General features: G+C 67.9%; 23 protein-coding genes. 9 read left to right on the plus strand and 14 right to left on the minus strand.

Translation table 11 applies throughout. The features are described from left to right. Positions 1–10 precede the first annotated feature (10 nt). On the plus strand, positions 11–1,123 hold the full coding sequence (locus tag BLU18_RS06385; RefSeq protein WP_092633065.1) for a DUF373 family protein: 1,113 nt from the start codon (positions 11–13) through the stop codon (positions 1,121–1,123). Here BLU18_RS06385 and BLU18_RS06390 read toward each other — a convergent pair. Together BLU18_RS06390 and BLU18_RS06395 are read right to left on the minus strand one after the other, a co-directional pair. After that, positions 1,120–1,962, minus strand: coding sequence for a polyprenyl synthetase family protein (locus BLU18_RS06390; protein ID WP_092633067.1), 843 nt, complete (start codon positions 1,960–1,962; stop codon positions 1,120–1,122). The genes BLU18_RS06385 and BLU18_RS06390 overlap by 4 nt on opposite strands. Positions 1,963–2,021: 59 nt before the next feature. Next, complete coding sequence (locus tag BLU18_RS06395; RefSeq protein WP_092633069.1) at positions 2,022–3,149, minus strand: helix-turn-helix transcriptional regulator; 1,128 nt, start codon at positions 3,147–3,149, stop codon at positions 2,022–2,024. Positions 3,150–3,279: 130 nt separating this feature from the next. Between BLU18_RS06395 and BLU18_RS06400 the strand changes: the two genes are divergently transcribed. Both BLU18_RS06400 and BLU18_RS06405 read left to right on the plus strand, forming a co-directional pair. After that, positions 3,280–4,614 (plus strand): DUF7096 domain-containing protein, encoded by a 1,335-nt coding sequence (locus tag BLU18_RS06400; protein WP_092633071.1) that lies wholly within the window; start codon positions 3,280–3,282, stop codon positions 4,612–4,614. An 85-nt stretch (positions 4,615–4,699) separates the two neighbouring features. Further along, the gene (locus tag BLU18_RS06405; RefSeq protein WP_092633073.1) at positions 4,700–5,146 is read left to right on the plus strand and encodes a hypothetical protein; all 447 of its coding nucleotides are present in this window, start codon (positions 4,700–4,702) and stop codon (positions 5,144–5,146) included. On the opposite strand, the gene BLU18_RS06410 is transcribed toward BLU18_RS06405, so the two are convergent. Both BLU18_RS06410 and BLU18_RS06415 read right to left on the minus strand, forming a co-directional pair. Further along, complete coding sequence (locus BLU18_RS06410; protein WP_092633075.1) at positions 5,147–5,770, minus strand: methyltransferase domain-containing protein; 624 nt, start codon at positions 5,768–5,770, stop codon at positions 5,147–5,149. Positions 5,771–5,813: 43 nt separating this feature from the next. Further along, positions 5,814–6,080 carry a thioredoxin family protein gene (locus BLU18_RS06415; RefSeq protein ID WP_092633078.1) on the minus strand — a complete coding sequence of 89 codons (267 nt, stop codon included), beginning with the start codon at positions 6,078–6,080 and terminating at the stop codon, positions 5,814–5,816. A 92-nt stretch (positions 6,081–6,172) separates the two neighbouring features. On the opposite strand from BLU18_RS06415, the gene BLU18_RS06420 reads away from it, so the two are divergent. The 3 genes from BLU18_RS06420 to hisE are packed head-to-tail and all read left to right on the plus strand — an operon-like array spanning position 6,173 to position 7,273. After that, positions 6,173–6,334 (plus strand): preprotein translocase subunit Sec61beta, encoded by a 162-nt coding sequence (locus BLU18_RS06420; protein ID WP_049935049.1) that lies wholly within the window; start codon positions 6,173–6,175, stop codon positions 6,332–6,334. Continuing rightward, a complete protein-coding gene (gene pdxT / locus BLU18_RS06425) occupies positions 6,334–6,936 on the plus strand; it encodes a pyridoxal 5'-phosphate synthase glutaminase subunit PdxT (protein ID WP_092633080.1) in 603 nt (200 codons plus the stop codon). Before BLU18_RS06420 ends, pdxT begins: the two co-directional genes overlap by 1 nt. Positions 6,937–6,973: 37 nt before the next feature. Next, positions 6,974–7,273, plus strand: coding sequence for a phosphoribosyl-ATP diphosphatase (gene hisE / locus BLU18_RS06430; RefSeq protein WP_092633082.1), 300 nt, complete (start codon positions 6,974–6,976; stop codon positions 7,271–7,273). Here the strand turns inward: hisE and npdG are convergent. From npdG to BLU18_RS06460, 7 genes are all read right to left on the minus strand, one after another. Beyond that, entirely contained in the window at positions 7,270–7,938 is a 669-nt protein-coding gene (gene npdG, locus BLU18_RS06435) for an NADPH-dependent F420 reductase (RefSeq protein WP_092633084.1), read from the minus strand. The genes hisE and npdG overlap by 4 nt on opposite strands. A 45-nt stretch (positions 7,939–7,983) precedes the next feature. Beyond that, positions 7,984–8,160, minus strand: coding sequence for a hypothetical protein (locus tag BLU18_RS14800; RefSeq protein WP_176791187.1), 177 nt, complete (start codon positions 8,158–8,160; stop codon positions 7,984–7,986). Then, complete coding sequence (locus BLU18_RS06440; RefSeq protein ID WP_092633086.1) at positions 8,160–9,011, minus strand: TIGR01548 family HAD-type hydrolase; 852 nt, start codon at positions 9,009–9,011, stop codon at positions 8,160–8,162. Before BLU18_RS06440 ends, BLU18_RS14800 begins: the two co-directional genes overlap by 1 nt. Before the next feature lie 34 nt (positions 9,012–9,045). Beyond that, on the minus strand, positions 9,046–9,405 hold the full coding sequence (locus BLU18_RS06445) for a VOC family protein (protein ID WP_092633088.1): 360 nt from the start codon (positions 9,403–9,405) through the stop codon (positions 9,046–9,048). A gap of 214 nt (positions 9,406–9,619) precedes the next feature. Beyond that, positions 9,620–9,865, minus strand: coding sequence for a type II toxin-antitoxin system HicA family toxin (locus tag BLU18_RS06450; RefSeq protein ID WP_092633090.1), 246 nt, complete (start codon positions 9,863–9,865; stop codon positions 9,620–9,622). A gap of 51 nt (positions 9,866–9,916) precedes the next feature. Then, entirely contained in the window at positions 9,917–10,132 is a 216-nt protein-coding gene (locus BLU18_RS06455) for a type II toxin-antitoxin system HicB family antitoxin (protein WP_092633092.1), read from the minus strand. An 85-nt stretch (positions 10,133–10,217) separates the two neighbouring features. Continuing rightward, positions 10,218–10,631, minus strand: coding sequence for a UPF0146 family protein (locus BLU18_RS06460; protein WP_092633094.1), 414 nt, complete (start codon positions 10,629–10,631; stop codon positions 10,218–10,220). Positions 10,632–10,670: 39 nt separating this feature from the next. Between BLU18_RS06460 and BLU18_RS06465 the strand changes: the two genes are divergently transcribed. Beyond that, positions 10,671–11,192, plus strand: coding sequence for an archaemetzincin family Zn-dependent metalloprotease (locus BLU18_RS06465; protein WP_092633096.1), 522 nt, complete (start codon positions 10,671–10,673; stop codon positions 11,190–11,192). A 19-nt stretch (positions 11,193–11,211) separates the two neighbouring features. Here BLU18_RS06465 and BLU18_RS06470 read toward each other — a convergent pair whose 3' ends face one another. Beyond that, positions 11,212–11,664 (minus strand): YbhB/YbcL family Raf kinase inhibitor-like protein, encoded by a 453-nt coding sequence (locus BLU18_RS06470; RefSeq protein WP_092633098.1) that lies wholly within the window; start codon positions 11,662–11,664, stop codon positions 11,212–11,214. Positions 11,665–11,742: 78 nt separating this feature from the next. Between BLU18_RS06470 and hmgA the strand changes: the two genes are divergently transcribed. Further along, positions 11,743–12,972: a hydroxymethylglutaryl-CoA reductase (NADPH) gene (hmgA, locus tag BLU18_RS06475; protein WP_092633100.1), complete on the plus strand. Its 1,230-nt coding sequence runs from the start codon at positions 11,743–11,745 to the stop codon at positions 12,970–12,972. A 1-nt stretch (position 12,973) separates the two neighbouring features. Here the strand turns inward: hmgA and BLU18_RS06480 are convergent, their stop codons facing one another. Next, positions 12,974–13,498 (minus strand): DUF5817 domain-containing protein, encoded by a 525-nt coding sequence (locus BLU18_RS06480; protein ID WP_092633102.1) that lies wholly within the window; start codon positions 13,496–13,498, stop codon positions 12,974–12,976. 38 nt (positions 13,499–13,536) lie between these two features. Further along, the gene (locus BLU18_RS06485) at positions 13,537–14,307 is read right to left on the minus strand and encodes a helix-turn-helix transcriptional regulator (protein ID WP_092633104.1); all 771 of its coding nucleotides are present in this window, start codon (positions 14,305–14,307) and stop codon (positions 13,537–13,539) included. A gap of 101 nt (positions 14,308–14,408) precedes the next feature. Between BLU18_RS06485 and BLU18_RS06490 the strand changes: the two genes are divergently transcribed. Beyond that, positions 14,409–15,302, plus strand: a complete 894-nt coding sequence (locus BLU18_RS06490) for a winged helix-turn-helix domain-containing protein (RefSeq protein ID WP_092633106.1) — start codon at positions 14,409–14,411, stop codon at positions 15,300–15,302. The last annotated feature ends 20 nt before the right edge of the window (positions 15,303–15,322 follow it).

A 15,322-nucleotide genomic window follows, 5' to 3' on the forward strand; every position in this document is an offset into this window, starting at 1 on the left:
ACCGTGACTCGTGCTCCTGGTGCTCTGTGTGGACCTCGACGACGACCTCGGTCGCAAGACCGGCATCGACACGCCGGTCGTGGGCCGAGACGCCGTCAGCGACGCGGCCGTCGCCCTCGCCACCGCGGACCCCGAGGACTCGGACGTGAACGTCATGTTCCAGGGCGTCCACGTCGTCGACGAACTCCGCGCCAGCGAGTCCGAGGAGGTCGAGGTAGCCGCCGTCACCGGCGTGCAGGGGAGCGAGGTGCGGGCGACCCGCGAAGTGGGCGAGGAGGTCGATACGGTGCTCGCGGGACTCTCGACCGGCGAGTCCGTCCGCGCCATCGTCATCACCGACGGCGCACAGGACGAGTCGGTGCTGCCCGTCATCCGCTCTCGCGTCCCCATCGACAGCGTCCGCCGCGTCGTCGTCCGGCAGGCTCAGAACCTCGAATCAATGTACTACACCGTCAAGCAGGTGCTCGACGACCCCGAGACGCGGGGGACGCTTTTGGTGCCGCTCGGCATTCTCCTGCTCATCTATCCCTTCGTCACCATCGCGACGTTCTTCGAGGTGCCGGGCGCGGCGGTCATCGGCCTCATCTCCGCGCTGCTCGGCCTCTACACCCTGTTCCGGGGCCTCGGCTTGGAGTCGACGGTCGACGAGGTGGCCGAACGCGTCCGGAGCGTCCTCTACACCGGCCGAGTGACCATCATCACCTACGTCGTCGCGGCGGCGCTACTCATCGTCGGCGGCGCCGAGGGCGTCGAGACACTGCGTACCGTCGAGTCGGGAGTCTCCGGTCCACCTTCCGCCGTGACGGTGCTCGCGGCGCTGGTCAACGGCTCGATTCGCTGGTTCGCGGCCGCCGGCATCACCAGTAGCCTCGGGCAGGTGACCGACGAGTGTCTCGCCGACGAGTTCAAGTGGCGCTACCTGAACGCGCCGTTCTACGTCGTCGCCATCGCCATCGTCCTCTACGCCGTCTCGGGGTTCCTCCTCCCGCCGGCCACGGGAATAACGTCGTTCACCCTCACCGACCTCGCCGTGGCGCTCACGGCGGGGACGCTCTTGGGCGTGTTGAGCACGCTCGCGTTCGCCATCGCGGAGTCGCGGTATCCCACCGCCGACCCCGCTTAGCGCTCGCGGACGACGACGAACTCCGCGAGGTCTTGCAGATACTCCACGGCGTCGACTTCGCGCGTCTCGGCCGTCGCGAGGGCGTCGAGCGCCCGGTCGGAGGTTGCCTGTGCGCGCTGATTCGCCTCCTCCGGCGACAGCCCCGTCACCTGCACCAGCGATGGGCGGTCCATCTCGGCGTCCTGCCCCGTCGGCTTGCCGAGGTCAGTGGCGTCGGCGGTGGCGTCGAGCACGTCGTCACGAATCTGGAACGCGACGCCGACGCGTTCGGCGTAGTCGCCGAGAGATTCGACGGTGACGGCGTCGGCGCCGCCGGCCACCGCGCCGAGTTCCGCCGCGGCCCGGAAGAGTACGCCCGTCTTGCGCCGCGCGAGCTCCATGTACTCCGCCTCGTTCTCGGGGCGGGCGACGAGTTCCGTCGCCTCGCCCTCGCCGAGTTCCACCATCGCCTCGGCGACGATTCGCATCGCACGCTCGTTCTGCGAGAAGAGGGCGAAGGCCTCACCGAGCAAGCCGTCGCTGGCGAGGATGGCGGGGCCGTAGCCGAACTCGGCCCACGCACTCGGCGTGCCGCGTCGGACCTCGGACCGGTCGATGATGTCGTCGATGACCAGCGACGCGTTGTGGACGAGTTCGATACCGACGGCGAAATCGACTGCATCCTCCGGCGCGCCACCGACCGCCTCGCACGCGAGCACCGTCACCGCCGGGCGGACGCGCTTCCCGCCCGCGAGGGCGACGTGGTCGAGTTCCGCCGCGAGTTCGGGGGGTTCGACCGCCTCGACGATGGACTCCAGCCGGTCGTTCACCAGCCCCACGCGGCGATTCAGATACTCCATCGCCCCACACGAGGGGCGGGCCCGGCAAGTACGTGACGCTCTCCGGTGACGAGACCCACTTACGACTCGTCGTCGGGTAGGGAGATGAGGTTCTCCCGGCCGAGTCGGAGCTTCTCGACCCTGCCCTCGTCGGCCATGGTCGAGAGCAACTGTGACACCTTGGCGTCGGACCAGCCCGTCTCCTTGACGATTTGGGCCTGCTTCATCCGGCCGCCGTTCTGGTCGAGGAGGTGTTCGACGCGCTCCTCGTCCGAGAGCAGTTCGGGGTCGACCCCGGCCGCTTCGTCGCCATCGTCGGCGTCGTCCCCGTCGGCGTCGTCCGTGTCACCGTCTCCGTCGGACGGCGCCGCGTCCGTCTCAGGGTCGACCGGTGTGCTCGGCGGCCGCCCATCGTCGCCAGTCGTGGGCAACGAATCGGCGTCGAATCCGCGGGAGCGGGCGTACGCGGCCGCGATGGCGCCGCCGCCGAGGAGGAGAGCGGCCCCGACGAGGAGTTCCCAGGGGATGGACGACGGGTCGGGCTCTTCCGTCTGCTCGTAGGAGATAGTGAGCGGTTCACGGAAGCGGTGCGGGCCGTCGACGACGACAGAACCGTTGTCGAGGCCGAACCGCGAATCAGTCACTTGGTAGCCGTCCGGCGTCTCCACGACCAGTCGCTGCGAGGGGCCGATAGAGGACAGCCACGTTCGATTGCCAGGCATCAACACCGCCTCCCGAATCACGAAGCCGCGGTCGGTGTCGGTGACGAAGTTCGTCCACGTAAACGAGAGGCGAAGCACGCCCGTCCCGTTCTGGACGGTCGCGTTGCGGGTCGGGTTCTGGATGGCCATCTCGCGGTCGGTCGTCCCGCTGGCCTCGCTGGCGAGCATCCGGAAGAAGTCGATTCCGGGACCGGCCTCGGCGTCGCCGGCTTCGAACGACCGGCCGTACTCGCGGAAGGCGTCGCGGTCGGACGACGATTCGAGCGCGTAGCGGACGGAGACGGTCCAGCGAGCGTCGCCGCTCGGGTCGGGCACGATGTAGAGTTCGGTAAGCGTCGGCGCATCGATGCGAGCGGGCGTCGATTCCGAGAGCGCTGGCTGGTCGGCGCCGGACGACGGCGAGGAGCCGGCGTCGGCGAGTGCCACCGCGGGGGCCGTCCCGGCGAGGAGGACGAGGAGGGCGAGGAAGGACGCGGCGATCCGCATTATTTCGAGGGTCGCAATGAGACGGGAAAATGCTTTCCATCGGCACAGCGGCCCTCTCACGGAGGGTGCGTCTGTCAGACGTGAGACGGAAAGCAGGTGTTTTAGTAGCAGGCGGCTGTACCATCGCGCGATGAGAGCCCTCCCCGTCCTCGCGGTCGCCCTTCTCGTCTGCTCTGCCGTGGTCGGGGCGACGGGCAGCCTCGCCGGCGTCTCTTCGACGACCGACGCGCCCCGAGCCGTCGACGGGTCGACCGTCTCCCAAACCGACAACGAATCCCTCCAGCAGGTCAACGTACTCGATATCCCGCCCACGTCGGTCGAACGGTGGGACGTGAATCGGCAGTACGTCGACCTCGGTCCCGCAGTCGCGCTGTCGACGAACGCGACCACCGACCGCCTGCGAACCATCGAGATGGCCGAGCGTATCGAGGCATCGAACACGAGCGACCAACGCGCGGAGCGCATTCAGACGGCGCTCCAAAACCTCGAATCCCGGACCAACGAACTCGACCAGCAACAGACCGACGCGGTGGCGGCCTACGGTCGCGGCGAACTCAGCTCACAGGACTTGCTCGTGGAACTCGTCCGAGTCAGCATCGTCGCGGAGGAACTGAGCGACCGCCGGAGCCGCCTCGAAACGCTGGCCGACGAGACGCCCGGGTTCACCATCGACCGCGGGCGCATGGCCTCCATCGGCAACCGCCTCTCGGCGTTCACCGGTCCGGTACGCGCCCACGCCGAGCAGGTGATTCGAGGCGACGCCGCGCCACACCGATACTACCTGGCGACTGGAGCACAGAGCGTGACCGTCTCCACCATCGTCGACGACACCTACTACCGCGAGGCGTACCGCGGCGACCTGCGGAACGGTGAGGGGGACGCCATCGAACTCGAAGTCGCCCTCGACATCGTGGCCACGAGCTACCCCGTCATCTGGAACACCACGCGCGAGCAGACACAGGTGTTCGGCGGTGGCGAGACCTACCCCGTCCGCATCGCCCACAGTCGCGGCGACCTGACGGCCTTCGTCGACAGCGACGCCCGAGTGGTCTACGCCGAACACCAGCGCCGCCCGCTCTCCTCGCTCGTCGCCGACCGGCGCGCGGACCAGACTGCCGAGGGACTCCGCCTCCACGTCAACCACACGTATCCGGGTGGCCCGGTCGAAGTGACCGTTGTCGACGCCCAGACCGGAAGTCCCGTCGACGCGAACGTCTCGATGACCATCGAGACGGGAGCCGAGCGCCCGCTCGACCCAACCGGCGACGACGGCACGCTCTGGACGCTCTCGCCGTACCGCCCCTACACCATCACGGCAGAACGACAGGGCGACACGGTCGAGGCGACCATCGAACCCGGCGCGCCGCCGCGAGTGCAGCCGACGACGAGAGACGACAACGAGACGGAAGACAACGAGACGACGGCGACCCCGACGCCGACTCCGACCCCCGCGGTGTTCGAATAAGGACGAGACGGGGCAGGTTTCGAGTGCCCAACCCGAACTCGAACCGAGACTGTAACTTATCACCGATAGCGACGCCAGCGGCCACATGGCGACGCGCGCGGTCACCACCGGGTCGGCGCTCGGCCTCGTCGTCGCCGTCGTCCTCGGGGTCAGCGTCGCGGCGGTGTGTCTCACCGCCACGCCCGCTTCGTCACCTACGGTCGCCGCGACGCTGACCGTCAACGGGGACCGACTGGTTCTGACCCACCGCGCGGGCGAGGACGTCGACGTGCGCCGACTCGACGTGACGGTTCGAGTCGACGGCACGCCGCTCCGACACCAGCCACCGGTTCCGTTCTTCGCCGCACGCGGTTTCCGGGGCGGGCCGACGGGGCCGTTCAACCCGGCGACCGATCCGACGTGGAGCGTGGGTGAGACGGCGACGGTGCGCGTGGCGGCGACGAACCGGCCACAGCTCAACCCCGGCGCTCGCGTGACTGTCGTCCTCAAGTACGACGGGCACCGCCTGACGACGGCGTCGGCGACGGCGTGACTACGCGTCGGGGACGCGAGCCAGCGTCGTGATGGCGATTTCCGGGTTGTACGACGGGCCCATCGTCACGTGTTGGACGTCGTCGAAGCCCGCCTCGGCGAACATCCGGTCGGCCTCCGCCTCGTCGTAGAAGAGCATGATGGCGTCCGCGAGCCGCTGGAACAGCGAGCTGCTGGGGTAGTTCGGGCCGACGACGAGCACCGAGCCGCCGGGTTTGACGACGCGGCGGAACTCGGCGAGGGCGTCGACGGGGTTAGGCCAGTATTCGATGGACCCGGACGACCAGACGGCGTCGAAGCTGTCGTCGGCGAAGGGGAGTCGCTCCGCGTCGCCGCGGTAGAAGTTCACCTCGTCAGTCTTGCCGAACTTCTCGAACGCCTTCTCCATCTGGTGGATGCTCTGGTCGAGTCCGTGGACGTCGTCGCTGTACTGGAGGAGTCCCTCGGTGCCGAACCCGGTGCCACAACCCACGTCAAGCACCCGGTCGTCCGGGTCGAGTGCGAGGAGTTCGAGCGCCTCGGCTCGCATCTCCTCGTTCCAGATGAAGGGGTTGACCTGGTCGTACACCTTCGAGAGGTACTTGTAGAACAGCCGCGCCCGCGACTTGTCTTCGAGGATGCCCATTTAAACCCGGATTAGGATTCGACGGGCATAACGATGGGGATTCCTAGGCGCCGGCGCGCTGGAGGGCGTCCTCGATGTCGGGACGCTGAGTGACGCCGACGAACTGCTCGACGACGCCGTCGTCGTTCTCAACGACGACTGTCGGCAGCGACTGCACCTGGTAGGCGTTGGCGGTGTCCTGGTCCTGTTCGACGTCGATTTTCTCGAACTCGACACTCCCGTAGTCATCGAGAATTTCTTCGAGAATCGGCTCCTGTGCGTCGCACGGTCCACACCAGTCGGCGTAGAAATCGAGCAGTCGAACGGTCATGATTCGTCAACTCGATACCGGAGCGGCGTGCATAAGGGTTTGCCAATCGGCGAGCCGAAACGTTTAGGCGCGCGAGGCGACCACGTACGCCTATGAGTGGCAGTCAAAGCGGCGGTCTGATGTCGAGTGCGGGGCTGGTTCGCTACTTCGACGCTGAGGACCGCAACGCCATCCGCATCGACCCCAAGACCGTGGTCGCGTTCGGCGTGCTCTTCGGCGTGCTGGTGCAGATTCTGAACGTCGTCTCGCTGTAATGTCGGCCGTTCGGATCGGCGTCGTCGCCGTCCAGGGCAACGTGAGCGAGCACGTGACGGCAATCGAACGCGCAGCGGCGGCGACAGGCTACGACGCCGACGTCGTCGAAATTCGCGAATCCGGCACCGTCCCCGAGTGCGACGCCCTCGCGCTTCCCGGCGGCGAGTCGACGACCATCTCCCAGCTGCTGGCACGGGAGGGCATCGACGAGGAAATCGTCGCCCACGCCGAGGCGGGCAAGCCGATTCTCGCGACGTGTGCGGGCCTGATAGTCGCGTCCCGTGACGCCCAAGACGACCGAGTGGAGACCCTCGACATCCTCGACGTAGCCGTCGACCGCAACGCCTTCGGCCGACAGGTTGACAGTTTCGAGGCAGGCCTCGACGTTCGCGGCCTGGATGATCCCTTCCACGCAGTGTTCATCCGCGCCCCCGCCGTCGACGACGTGGGCGACGGCGTCGAGGTGCTGGCGTCGTGGGACGACCGCCCCGTCGCGGTGCGGGACGGCCCCGTCCTCGCCACGGCGTTCCACCCTGAACTCACCGACGACTACCGACTCCACCGCCTCGCGCTGTTCGACCGCCTCCCGGTCGAAGCGTAACGACAGGCCCTTTGTCCCGCCGGCCGTCGACTCGGCCATGACCGACGACGACACGGACGCCGTTCTCGACTCCCTCTTTGCCACCATCGAGGACCGGCGGGACCGACTCCCCGACGACTCCTACACGGCCTCGCTGTTCACCCACGAGAAAGGCGAGAACGCGGCGCTGGAGAAGGTCGGCGAGGAGGCGACGGAAGTGATTCTCGCGGCGAAAGACGACGACCGAGAGGAACTGCTCGCGGAGTCGGGCGACTTGGTCTATCACTTGCTCGTCGTCCTCGCGATGAACGACGCGACGGTCGAGGACCTGCGCGACGAGCTCGAAGACCGCTTCTAGTCGAACCGGACGCCGAGGTCGTGGAGGCCGTCGTTGTGCATGGCGACGTTGACGAGCAGCGGCGTCAACGCCTCGATTTCGGGCGCGTTGGCGAGGCCGCCGGCGTCGAGGGGCCGCAGGCCGTCGATGCCGTCGGCGAGGAGGCGCACGATGTCCTTGGCGTCGTCGTCGTCGGCGACGAGGAGGGTGTCGATGCCGAGGTCGGCGTCCAAGTCGGCCAACCGGCCGGCCGCGAGGTTGTGGAACGCGCCGACGACGGGCACGTTCTCGGGGGCAGCGTCGGCGACGAGTTGGGTGACGCTGCCGGCGCCGGGGCGGTGGTAGTGGAAGCCGTCGTCGTCGCGTTGCATCCCCGTCGCGGGCGTGACGAGAATATCGTCGTCGTCGAGGGAGTCGGCGATGGCCTCGACCGTGTCGCTGGCGTGATAGGCCGGCACGGCGAGGACGATGATGCGCGCTCGGTCGGCCGCCATCTCGTTTTCGAAGCCGTTGATCTTGCAGTCGACGCCGCGACTCGACAGTTCCGTCTCGTACTCCTCGGCTTTCGTGCGGGCCTTGTCGGGGTCGCGAGAGCCGATCACGACTTCGTGGTCGGTGTGATACGCCCACCGGAGCGCGAGGCCTTCGCCGACGTCGCCAGTCCCGCCGAGTAGCGCGATTCGCATGGTCGGACTGTGGCCCGACCCGAAGTAAGACTGTCGGGAGTGGCCCTATTCTCCGCCGCCGAGGGCGACCAAGAGGGCGACGAGAAGCGCCGCGGCGGCGCCCGGAAGCAGGCCGCGAAGCTGCGTGTACGGGTCCGGTGGCGACACCACGGCGACGACCAGCGACACGACGACGAGGAGGACGACGGCGACGGTGGCGAAGCGCGACCAGTCGACCGCCATCACTCCAGCAGGGCCGGCAGGTCGTTCACGCTGTCGACGACGGCGGCGGCGCCCGCGTCCTCGAAGGCACGCCGGCCGGATTCGCCGGACAGGCCGCCGGTGAGGACGCCGATGCCGTGGAAGGTGCGGTCGTCGGCCTCGGCGGCGTTGACGGCGGTGCGAACGTCGTCGAGGGTGTCGCCCGCGAAGGCGACCCGGTCGGCGTCGAGGCGGTCCGCCAGCGTCACCAACGCGCGCGGATGGGGCTTGCCCTCCGCCCAGTCGTCCATCGTGAACCGGTGGGCGTCGGGGACCGACAGCTCGACTCGCGAGAGGGCGATGGTCGCCTCGGCGGCGGGTCGCCCCGTCAACACGCCGACAGCGAAGCGGTCGGTCAGGTCGGCTATCGTCTCCCGGTCGGCGAGGACGGGTTCGTCGTGGATGTACCCCTGCGTCTCGACGGGCGGGTCGCCGCCCTCCAACTCCCGGTAGAGGTCGGAGCCGAGATAGAGCGCCTGAAACACGTCGCGCAGGCGGTCGGTGTCCCAGCGGTCGAAGACGGCGTCGTAGCCTGCGTCGCGAACGACGGTTTCCGCGGCGTCGAGGCCGCCGCCGCGAGTCGCGATGTCGTCGGTGAAGGCCGTCACGTCGGCGTCGTAGCCCGCGTCGCGCGCGAGGACGAACAGCGCCGCCGCGTACGTGAGTTCCCAGTCGTTGTTGAAGCCGCCGGCGTTCTTGAACTGCTGGACCGCCGCGTCGTCGACGGTCTGCCCGTACACCCGGTCGACGGACTCGACGATGGCGCGGCGGTAGGAGTCCGCCACGTCGACGAGTACGCCGTCGATGTCGAGAACGACCGCGTCTACGTCCATGTTCGGTGGGGGATGCGTCCGGGCAAGTGCCTTTCTATAAGTCCTCGATGACGTGGACCGTGTAGCCGTCGGGGTCGGTGAGGATGGCGAGTCGACGGTTTACCCGCTCCAGCGTTCGGGGTTCCTGCTGAACGGGCACGCCGCGGTCAGCGGCGTCTTCCACCGTCGTGTCCACGTCGTCGGCGGCGACGGCGATGTGTTCGATGCCCGTCGGGTCGGGGGCGTCGTCGACGACGCGGAACTGGAGTTCGCCCGGCCCGGCGCCCGTGACGTAGTAGTTCGTCACGCCGTTTAGCTCGTACTGCCGCGAGCGGTCGAGGCCCAGCAAGTCCTCGTAGAACACACGGGTTTCGTCGAGGTCCGACACTTCGATGGCTGTGTGGAGCACGTCCATACACCGGGATGCGCGGGCAGGACCATATAATTGGGAGTATCCGAGCAAATAGCGAAGTACTGTGCAGTACTGACCGACTCCGGGCGGAGGTATCGTTTCGGTCACTCAGCAGCGTGCCCGAGACGAATCACCGGGTACGTCGACGACGGGCCCGTGAGTATTCCAGACGGGGGCGTGCCACCCACCACAAGCGCGAAAATGAGACTGTCACTGGTCACAACAGGTCGTCGATAGCGTCGAGGAACTCCTGAAAGTCGTCAGCCCCGGCCTGCTCGGCGATGCTCTTCAGCGTCCCTGTCGCGAGTTCGTCGTGTAGCGGGACTGTGACGGTCCGCTTCTCGCCCGTGTTCGGATCTTGGTAGCGAAGTTTGACGTGGCTTCCGGTCTGGTCAACTCTTCGGAAACGCCACTTGCCGAGCGCTTTCACTATCTCCTCGCCGGAGTAAGTGCGCCGGGCCACTACTGCACGACTCTCTGCGGGATAGTAAAATCCCCCCGATGCGGCTTTAAGTCATAACCACGGAGCCGACGACGGGTCGTCGACGTCCTCGCCCTCGGGGACTGGTTGCTCGTGGAGTTCGAGTGCCTCCGCGAGATTCGCCAAGGCCTCAGCCCGCGTCTCCCCTTGGCTCGCGATTCCCGTCTCCTCGTCACGGGCGACGTACCACTCTCCGTCCACCGAGAGCGTTACGTCACTTGTGTCGTCGGAGTCGCGAGCCCGGCTCATACCCTATCGTATCCATCCGAGGGTCATAGAACTTCGGGAGCACGGGCGTCCGGCGACCCGATTTGCCGCTTTCGGGTGCTGACGGCTATCTGGACCGCGCGACGTAGAGCGTCTCGCGCCCGACGGACTCGCGTTCGACGGGGACGACGGGTTCCTCGAAGCCGAGCGTCGTAAAGAGGAAGTCGGCGCCGACGGCGCGAGCCACGTCGAGAACGGGGCGCTGGAGTTCGGCGGGCAGGTTCAGGCCGTAGACGGCGTCGACTCGGTAGTGTTCGGGCGGGGACGCGCCGCCTTCGATGGCGTCGCGTCGCGCGACGACGTCGTCGCGGACGAACTCGACGCCGTCGGGGACGGTGGCGTCGACGACGTCGATTGCGGTGACCGTCGCGCCGGCGTCGGCGAGCGCTGCGGCGACTTCGGGGCGGTGCCCGACGCCGACTTCGAGGAGGCGGTCGTAGGCGGCGAGGCGGTCGGCGAGGTCCGTACGTGGGGCCGTCACGTCGGGATATTTATAGCGGGGCCGCGCTTAACTGCTCGCATGCTCGTCGACATCGTGCCGATAGGGGACGTTCCGGCACAGGTGAAACGCGAGGCTTCTGCCGGGCTCCGCTCCGTCTACGACTGCGACGTGACGGTGCAGGACGCACAGCCAATCCCCGAGGGTGCGTTCGACCGCAATCGGAGTCAGTACCGCGCCGAGGAGTTCATCGAACTCACGAGCCGGGTCGGGACTGGCGAGAAGAACATCGGCATCACCGGCGAGGACCTCTACTACCGGCGCCGAAACTACGTCTTCGGACTCGCCTATCTCAACGGCAACGGCTCCGTCGTCTCGACGTATCGCCTCCAGACTTCCTCCGACGGCGGCATCACCTCTAAGCCACAGACCGAGGTGTTCGCCGACCGGGTGCGCAAGGAAATCGTCCACGAAATCGGGCACACCTTCGGCCTCGAACACTGCGACAACGAGCGCTGCGTGATGAGCTTCTCCCCCACCGTGCGCGAAGTCGACAAGAAAGAAGAGACGCTGTGTGGTTCCTGTAATCGGACGCTGTTTTAACGACTTACAATAAACCGTATCACGGCGCGTACGTCCCCTCCAGAACCGCTTCCGCGACGACATGACCCGCCATCGCCTGCTCCAGTCGGTCGAGTGAACTGCCCTCGGGCACGTCCAGCGTGTCGTCGAGTGCGAACAGCCGGAAGCGGTAGGTGTGTTCGCGGTCCGGGGGGTTGGGGCCGCCGTAGCCGACCTCCTCGTAGTCGTTCTCGCCCTCGGTCGCAGTGGCGGAGTCGGTCGACCAGTCCTCGGGGATGCGCTTGCGCGTGGGATTCACGTTCCACACCAGCCAGTGAATCCACACCTTCCCCGCGGGTTCGACGGCGTCAGGGTCGTCGACGACGAGAGCGAGTGTCTCGGCGTCGTCGGGGACGCCCGCGAGTTCGAGCGGCGGGTTGACGTTTCGCTCGGTGTAGCCGTACGCCACGGGAATCGGGCCACCGTCGTCGAACGCCGGACTGGAGAGTTCCATACCACTCGATAGGGGTGCGCCGGGTTAGGTTTGGGGGGCAACATAACGCTTAGGCACCGGGGCCGCGACGGGTCGGGCATGACCGACGATTCGGACGCGGCGGACGCGGACGACCTGATACAGCGCGTCCGCGACGGCAACCTCCGACTCCACGAACTCGAAGACCATGCGGACGCCGACACGGCGGCGACGGCCCGACGACGACTCGTCGAGCGCGAGACGGGCGTCGCTCTCGACGCCATCGCCGACTACGGCTTCCCGGCTGAGCGCGCCGACGCCAACATCGAGAACATGATCGGCGCGGCCCAGATTCCGCTCGGCGTCGCCGGCCCCGTGACCGTCGACGGCAGCGCCCTCGACGGCGACCACTACCTCCCGATGGCGACGACGGAGGGAGCCTTGCTAGCAAGCGTCAACCGCGGCTGTTCGGTCATCGACGCCGCCGGCGGCGCGACGGCTCGCGTCACCAAGTCGGGGATGACGCGCGCGCCGGCCTTCAGCGTTACCGACGTGGCCGAAGCCGAGGCACTCGTCGATTGGGTCCGGGACAACGAATCGCTTCTCAAGGAAGCTGCGGAGTCGACGACGAACCACGGCGAACTCCTCGGCGTGACGCCCTACGTCGTCGGCGACACCGTCTTCCTGCGCTTCCGCTACGACACCAAGGACGCGATGGGGATGAACATGGCCACCATCGCCACCCGCGCCGCCGCCGAGGTAATCGAAGAGGAGACGACGGCGTCGCTGGTCGCACTCTCGGGCAACCTGTGTACGGACAAAAAGCCCGCCGCCATCAACGCCGTCGAGGGGCGGGGCCGGAGCGTCAGCGCCGACGTGCTGATTCCGCGCGAGGTGGTCGAAGAGCGCCTCCACACGACGCCCGAGGACGTGGCCGAACTGAACACACGGAAGAACCTCGTCGGGAGCGCGAAGGCGGGGAGTCTCGGCTTCAACGCCCACGTCGCCAACGTCGTCGCCGCCATGTTCCTCGCGACGGGACAGGACGCGGCACAGGTCGTGGAGGGCTCGAACGCCATCACCACCGCCGAAGCGCGAGACGAGGGGCTCTACCTGAGCGTCTCGCTCGCCAGCCTCGAAGTCGGTACCGTCGGCGGCGGGACGCGCCTGCCGACACAGCACGAAGGGTTGGAACTCCTCGGCGTCGCGGGCGGGGGCGACCCCGCGGGCGCGAACGCGGACGCCCTCGCGGAGTGCATCGCCGTCGGCGCCCTCGCCGGCGAACTCTCCTTGCTCGCGGCGCTCGGGTCGCGCCACCTCTCCTCGGCCCACGAGTCGCTGGGGCGGTAGCCTACAGCAGTCGGTAGGCGTCGCCGCTGTTCGTCGCCTCGCCGCGTCGAACTAGACGGTCCAGTAGGTCGCTCGCGGCGTCGGCCGGGACGCCGCGGTCAGTGGCGTACGCCACCACGTCCGCCTCCGCGGGCGCGTCGAGTTCTCGAAGCGCGTCGCGAACGATTTCCGGACGGCTCCGCGACTCCGACCCGGTCGAGCGCTCGCCCGCGGCGGCGACGTCGTCGGGGTCGATTCCCGCCGCATCGAGGTACTCGCGGTCGTCGACGACGGCCGTCTCCGTCTCGGCGTCCATCTCGGCGACGGAAGGCGTCGACTCGTAGGCCTCGGTGGCGTCGGCGGCGTCGGCGAGCATGGCGGCGCGCGCTTCGCGGGCCGCCTCGCGGTCCTCGGTGGTGACGAAGCGTTTCAGCGCCGAGGTCTGGTGGCGACGCCCACAGCGGGGACAGGTGGCCGTCGCAGCTGTCTCCGGGTCGGAGAGCAACCAGAGGGCGTGACAGTCCGTGCAACCGACGACCGCGTACATGGGCGTCCGTTGCTCGCGTTCGGTAATGAACGCGGGGGTTACGGAGTGAACGGGTCGGCGAGTTCGAGATAGCGGTCGAGTCGGCGGTCGACCCACGAGACCAGCGGGGGCGTCTCCCCCTCCAGCAGCGCGTGGGGCATCCCGTTGGCGTCGGCGGCGCCGACGAAGGCGTGGCCGTCGGCGACGCCGAAGCCGAACGGCGGGCCGTCGGGGTAGATGTGCACGTCGATGCTCGGCGCCGTCGCCAGCGCCTCGAAGCGCTCGCGATACGCGTCAGCGGCGTCGGGTGGTGTCGCCCGCTGGAGGACGAGCGTCGCGTCGAGTGGGGAGTCGCCGGCGACGCGCTCGGTGAGTTGCTCGACGGAGTCGACGAGGAGGAAGGGCGCGTACTGTCGGAGGCGAGTCGCCTCGTTTCTGAGTTCGACGACGCGGTCGACTGGTGCCGTCGGGTCAGTCTCCGAGTCGACGACGGTGGCGTCGGACAGCGCGTCGATACCGGCGTCGAACTGGTCGGCGGGCGTGTGTTCGAGGAAGGTCCGACAGCGATTGACGACGCGCTCCCGTGCCCGAAATCCTTCGTAGGCCGAGAGAATAGCATCACCGAGGGCGGTGAACTCGTAGGCGCCGTCGTTGACTCGGACCCACCCGCGGTCGGCCATCGTCGAGAGCGTCCGCTTCAGCGTGCGCCGGGAGACGGAGAGTCGGTCGTCGAGGTCACGGACCGAGAGCGGGCCGTGCTCCCGGAGCGCCGTCAATATCTCTGGGCGGACGGCGGAGTTGGCCAGAAAGGCGAGTGCGTCCTCCCCCATACGTCGTACACCCTACGCAGACACGGGGTTAAATCCCACGCGTGGTTCACCAAGCAGGGCCGGCCAAGGGTTATGTGGATCCGTGACCGCGCACATATACGGTGACTGACGAGACGGAGAGTCTCAGCCCGAACGACGCCTTCACGCTCCTGGCCAATCAGACCCGCATCAAGATAATCAGAGCGCTCGGCGACGCGTCGGAACCGGGGGTGCCCGGGACGCTCGCGTTTTCGGAGCTGCGACGCCACGCGGACGTTTCGGGCAGCGGTCGGTTCAACTACCACCTCGGGAAACTGGTCGGTCAGTTCGTCGAGGAGACGGAGTCGGGCTACCAGCTCAACTACTCGGGGATTCGGGTGTATCAGGCCATCAAGGCGGGGACGTTCACCGACCGCGTCCAGCGTGACCCCTTCGAACTCGACGCGACGTGCCACGTCTGTGGCGCGCCACAGGAGGCCGCCTACCTCGACGGCACCTTCCGTGCCCGGTGTGCCGGTGACGACTGTGAGGCGACGTTCTATCGCTACTTCTGCCCGCCGAGCAGTCTGAGCGACCGCGACCCCGAGGGCGTTCTCCGCGCGGCCAACGAACGCCTCCAGCGGGAAATCGCGTCGATGGCGAAAGGCGTCTGTCCGTGGTGTAGCGGCCGGATGTCCGCCCGCATCCTGCCCAGAGACGAGGAGATGCCTCTCCGAGACAATCCAGCCATCCAACACCGGGTGTTGCACACCTGCGAGACGTGTGACGGCGCGGTCTACACGCGCCTCGGGGGGTTGCTCGTCACGCATCCCGCGGTGGTCGCCTTCTATCACGACCACGGCATCGACGTGACGCGCCAGCACATCTGGGGGCTGGCCTTCGCCGCCTCGGACGAACGGACGACGGTCACCGACACGGACCCGTGGCGGGCGACGGTCCGCGTCGGCTGTCGGGGTGACACGCTCCGCGTGCGCCTCAACGACGAACCGTCGGTGGTCGAGACGGCGCGCGTGTGAGCGGCGACGCGGCTATCAAT

The organism is Haloplanus vescus (assembly GCF_900107665.1).
GTDB classification, from domain to species: Archaea; Halobacteriota; Halobacteria; order Halobacteriales; family Haloferacaceae; genus Haloplanus; species Haloplanus vescus.

What these genes read in the sequence shown, in the direction of transcription:
- BLU18_RS06390 (WP_092633067.1), bottom strand. Translation starts at nt 1,962, where the DNA reads ATGGAGTATCTGAATCGCCGCGTGGGGCTGGTGAACGACCGGCTGGAG.
- BLU18_RS06395 (WP_092633069.1), bottom strand. Translation starts at nt 3,149, where the DNA reads ATGCGGATCGCCGCGTCCTTCCTCGCCCTCCTCGTCCTCCTCGCCGGG.
- BLU18_RS06400 (WP_092633071.1), top strand. Translation starts at nt 3,280, where the DNA reads ATGAGAGCCCTCCCCGTCCTCGCGGTCGCCCTTCTCGTCTGCTCTGCC.
- BLU18_RS06405 (WP_092633073.1), top strand. Translation starts at nt 4,700, where the DNA reads ATGGCGACGCGCGCGGTCACCACCGGGTCGGCGCTCGGCCTCGTCGTC.
- BLU18_RS06410 (WP_092633075.1), bottom strand. Translation starts at nt 5,770, where the DNA reads ATGGGCATCCTCGAAGACAAGTCGCGGGCGCGGCTGTTCTACAAGTAC.
- BLU18_RS06415 (WP_092633078.1), bottom strand. Translation starts at nt 6,080, where the DNA reads ATGACCGTTCGACTGCTCGATTTCTACGCCGACTGGTGTGGACCGTGC.
- BLU18_RS06420 (WP_049935049.1), top strand. Translation starts at nt 6,173, where the DNA reads ATGAGTGGCAGTCAAAGCGGCGGTCTGATGTCGAGTGCGGGGCTGGTT.
- pdxT (WP_092633080.1), top strand. Translation starts at nt 6,334, where the DNA reads ATGTCGGCCGTTCGGATCGGCGTCGTCGCCGTCCAGGGCAACGTGAGC.
- hisE (WP_092633082.1), top strand. Translation starts at nt 6,974, where the DNA reads ATGACCGACGACGACACGGACGCCGTTCTCGACTCCCTCTTTGCCACC.
- npdG (WP_092633084.1), bottom strand. Translation starts at nt 7,938, where the DNA reads ATGCGAATCGCGCTACTCGGCGGGACTGGCGACGTCGGCGAAGGCCTC.
- BLU18_RS14800 (WP_176791187.1), bottom strand. Translation starts at nt 8,160, where the DNA reads ATGGCGGTCGACTGGTCGCGCTTCGCCACCGTCGCCGTCGTCCTCCTC.
- BLU18_RS06440 (WP_092633086.1), bottom strand. Translation starts at nt 9,011, where the DNA reads ATGGACGTAGACGCGGTCGTTCTCGACATCGACGGCGTACTCGTCGAC.
- BLU18_RS06445 (WP_092633088.1), bottom strand. Translation starts at nt 9,405, where the DNA reads ATGGACGTGCTCCACACAGCCATCGAAGTGTCGGACCTCGACGAAACC.
- BLU18_RS06455 (WP_092633092.1), bottom strand. Translation starts at nt 10,132, where the DNA reads ATGAGCCGGGCTCGCGACTCCGACGACACAAGTGACGTAACGCTCTCG.
- BLU18_RS06465 (WP_092633096.1), top strand. Translation starts at nt 10,671, where the DNA reads ATGCTCGTCGACATCGTGCCGATAGGGGACGTTCCGGCACAGGTGAAA.
- BLU18_RS06470 (WP_092633098.1), bottom strand. Translation starts at nt 11,664, where the DNA reads ATGGAACTCTCCAGTCCGGCGTTCGACGACGGTGGCCCGATTCCCGTG.
- hmgA (WP_092633100.1), top strand. Translation starts at nt 11,743, where the DNA reads ATGACCGACGATTCGGACGCGGCGGACGCGGACGACCTGATACAGCGC.
- BLU18_RS06480 (WP_092633102.1), bottom strand. Translation starts at nt 13,498, where the DNA reads ATGTACGCGGTCGTCGGTTGCACGGACTGTCACGCCCTCTGGTTGCTC.
- BLU18_RS06485 (WP_092633104.1), bottom strand. Translation starts at nt 14,307, where the DNA reads ATGGGGGAGGACGCACTCGCCTTTCTGGCCAACTCCGCCGTCCGCCCA.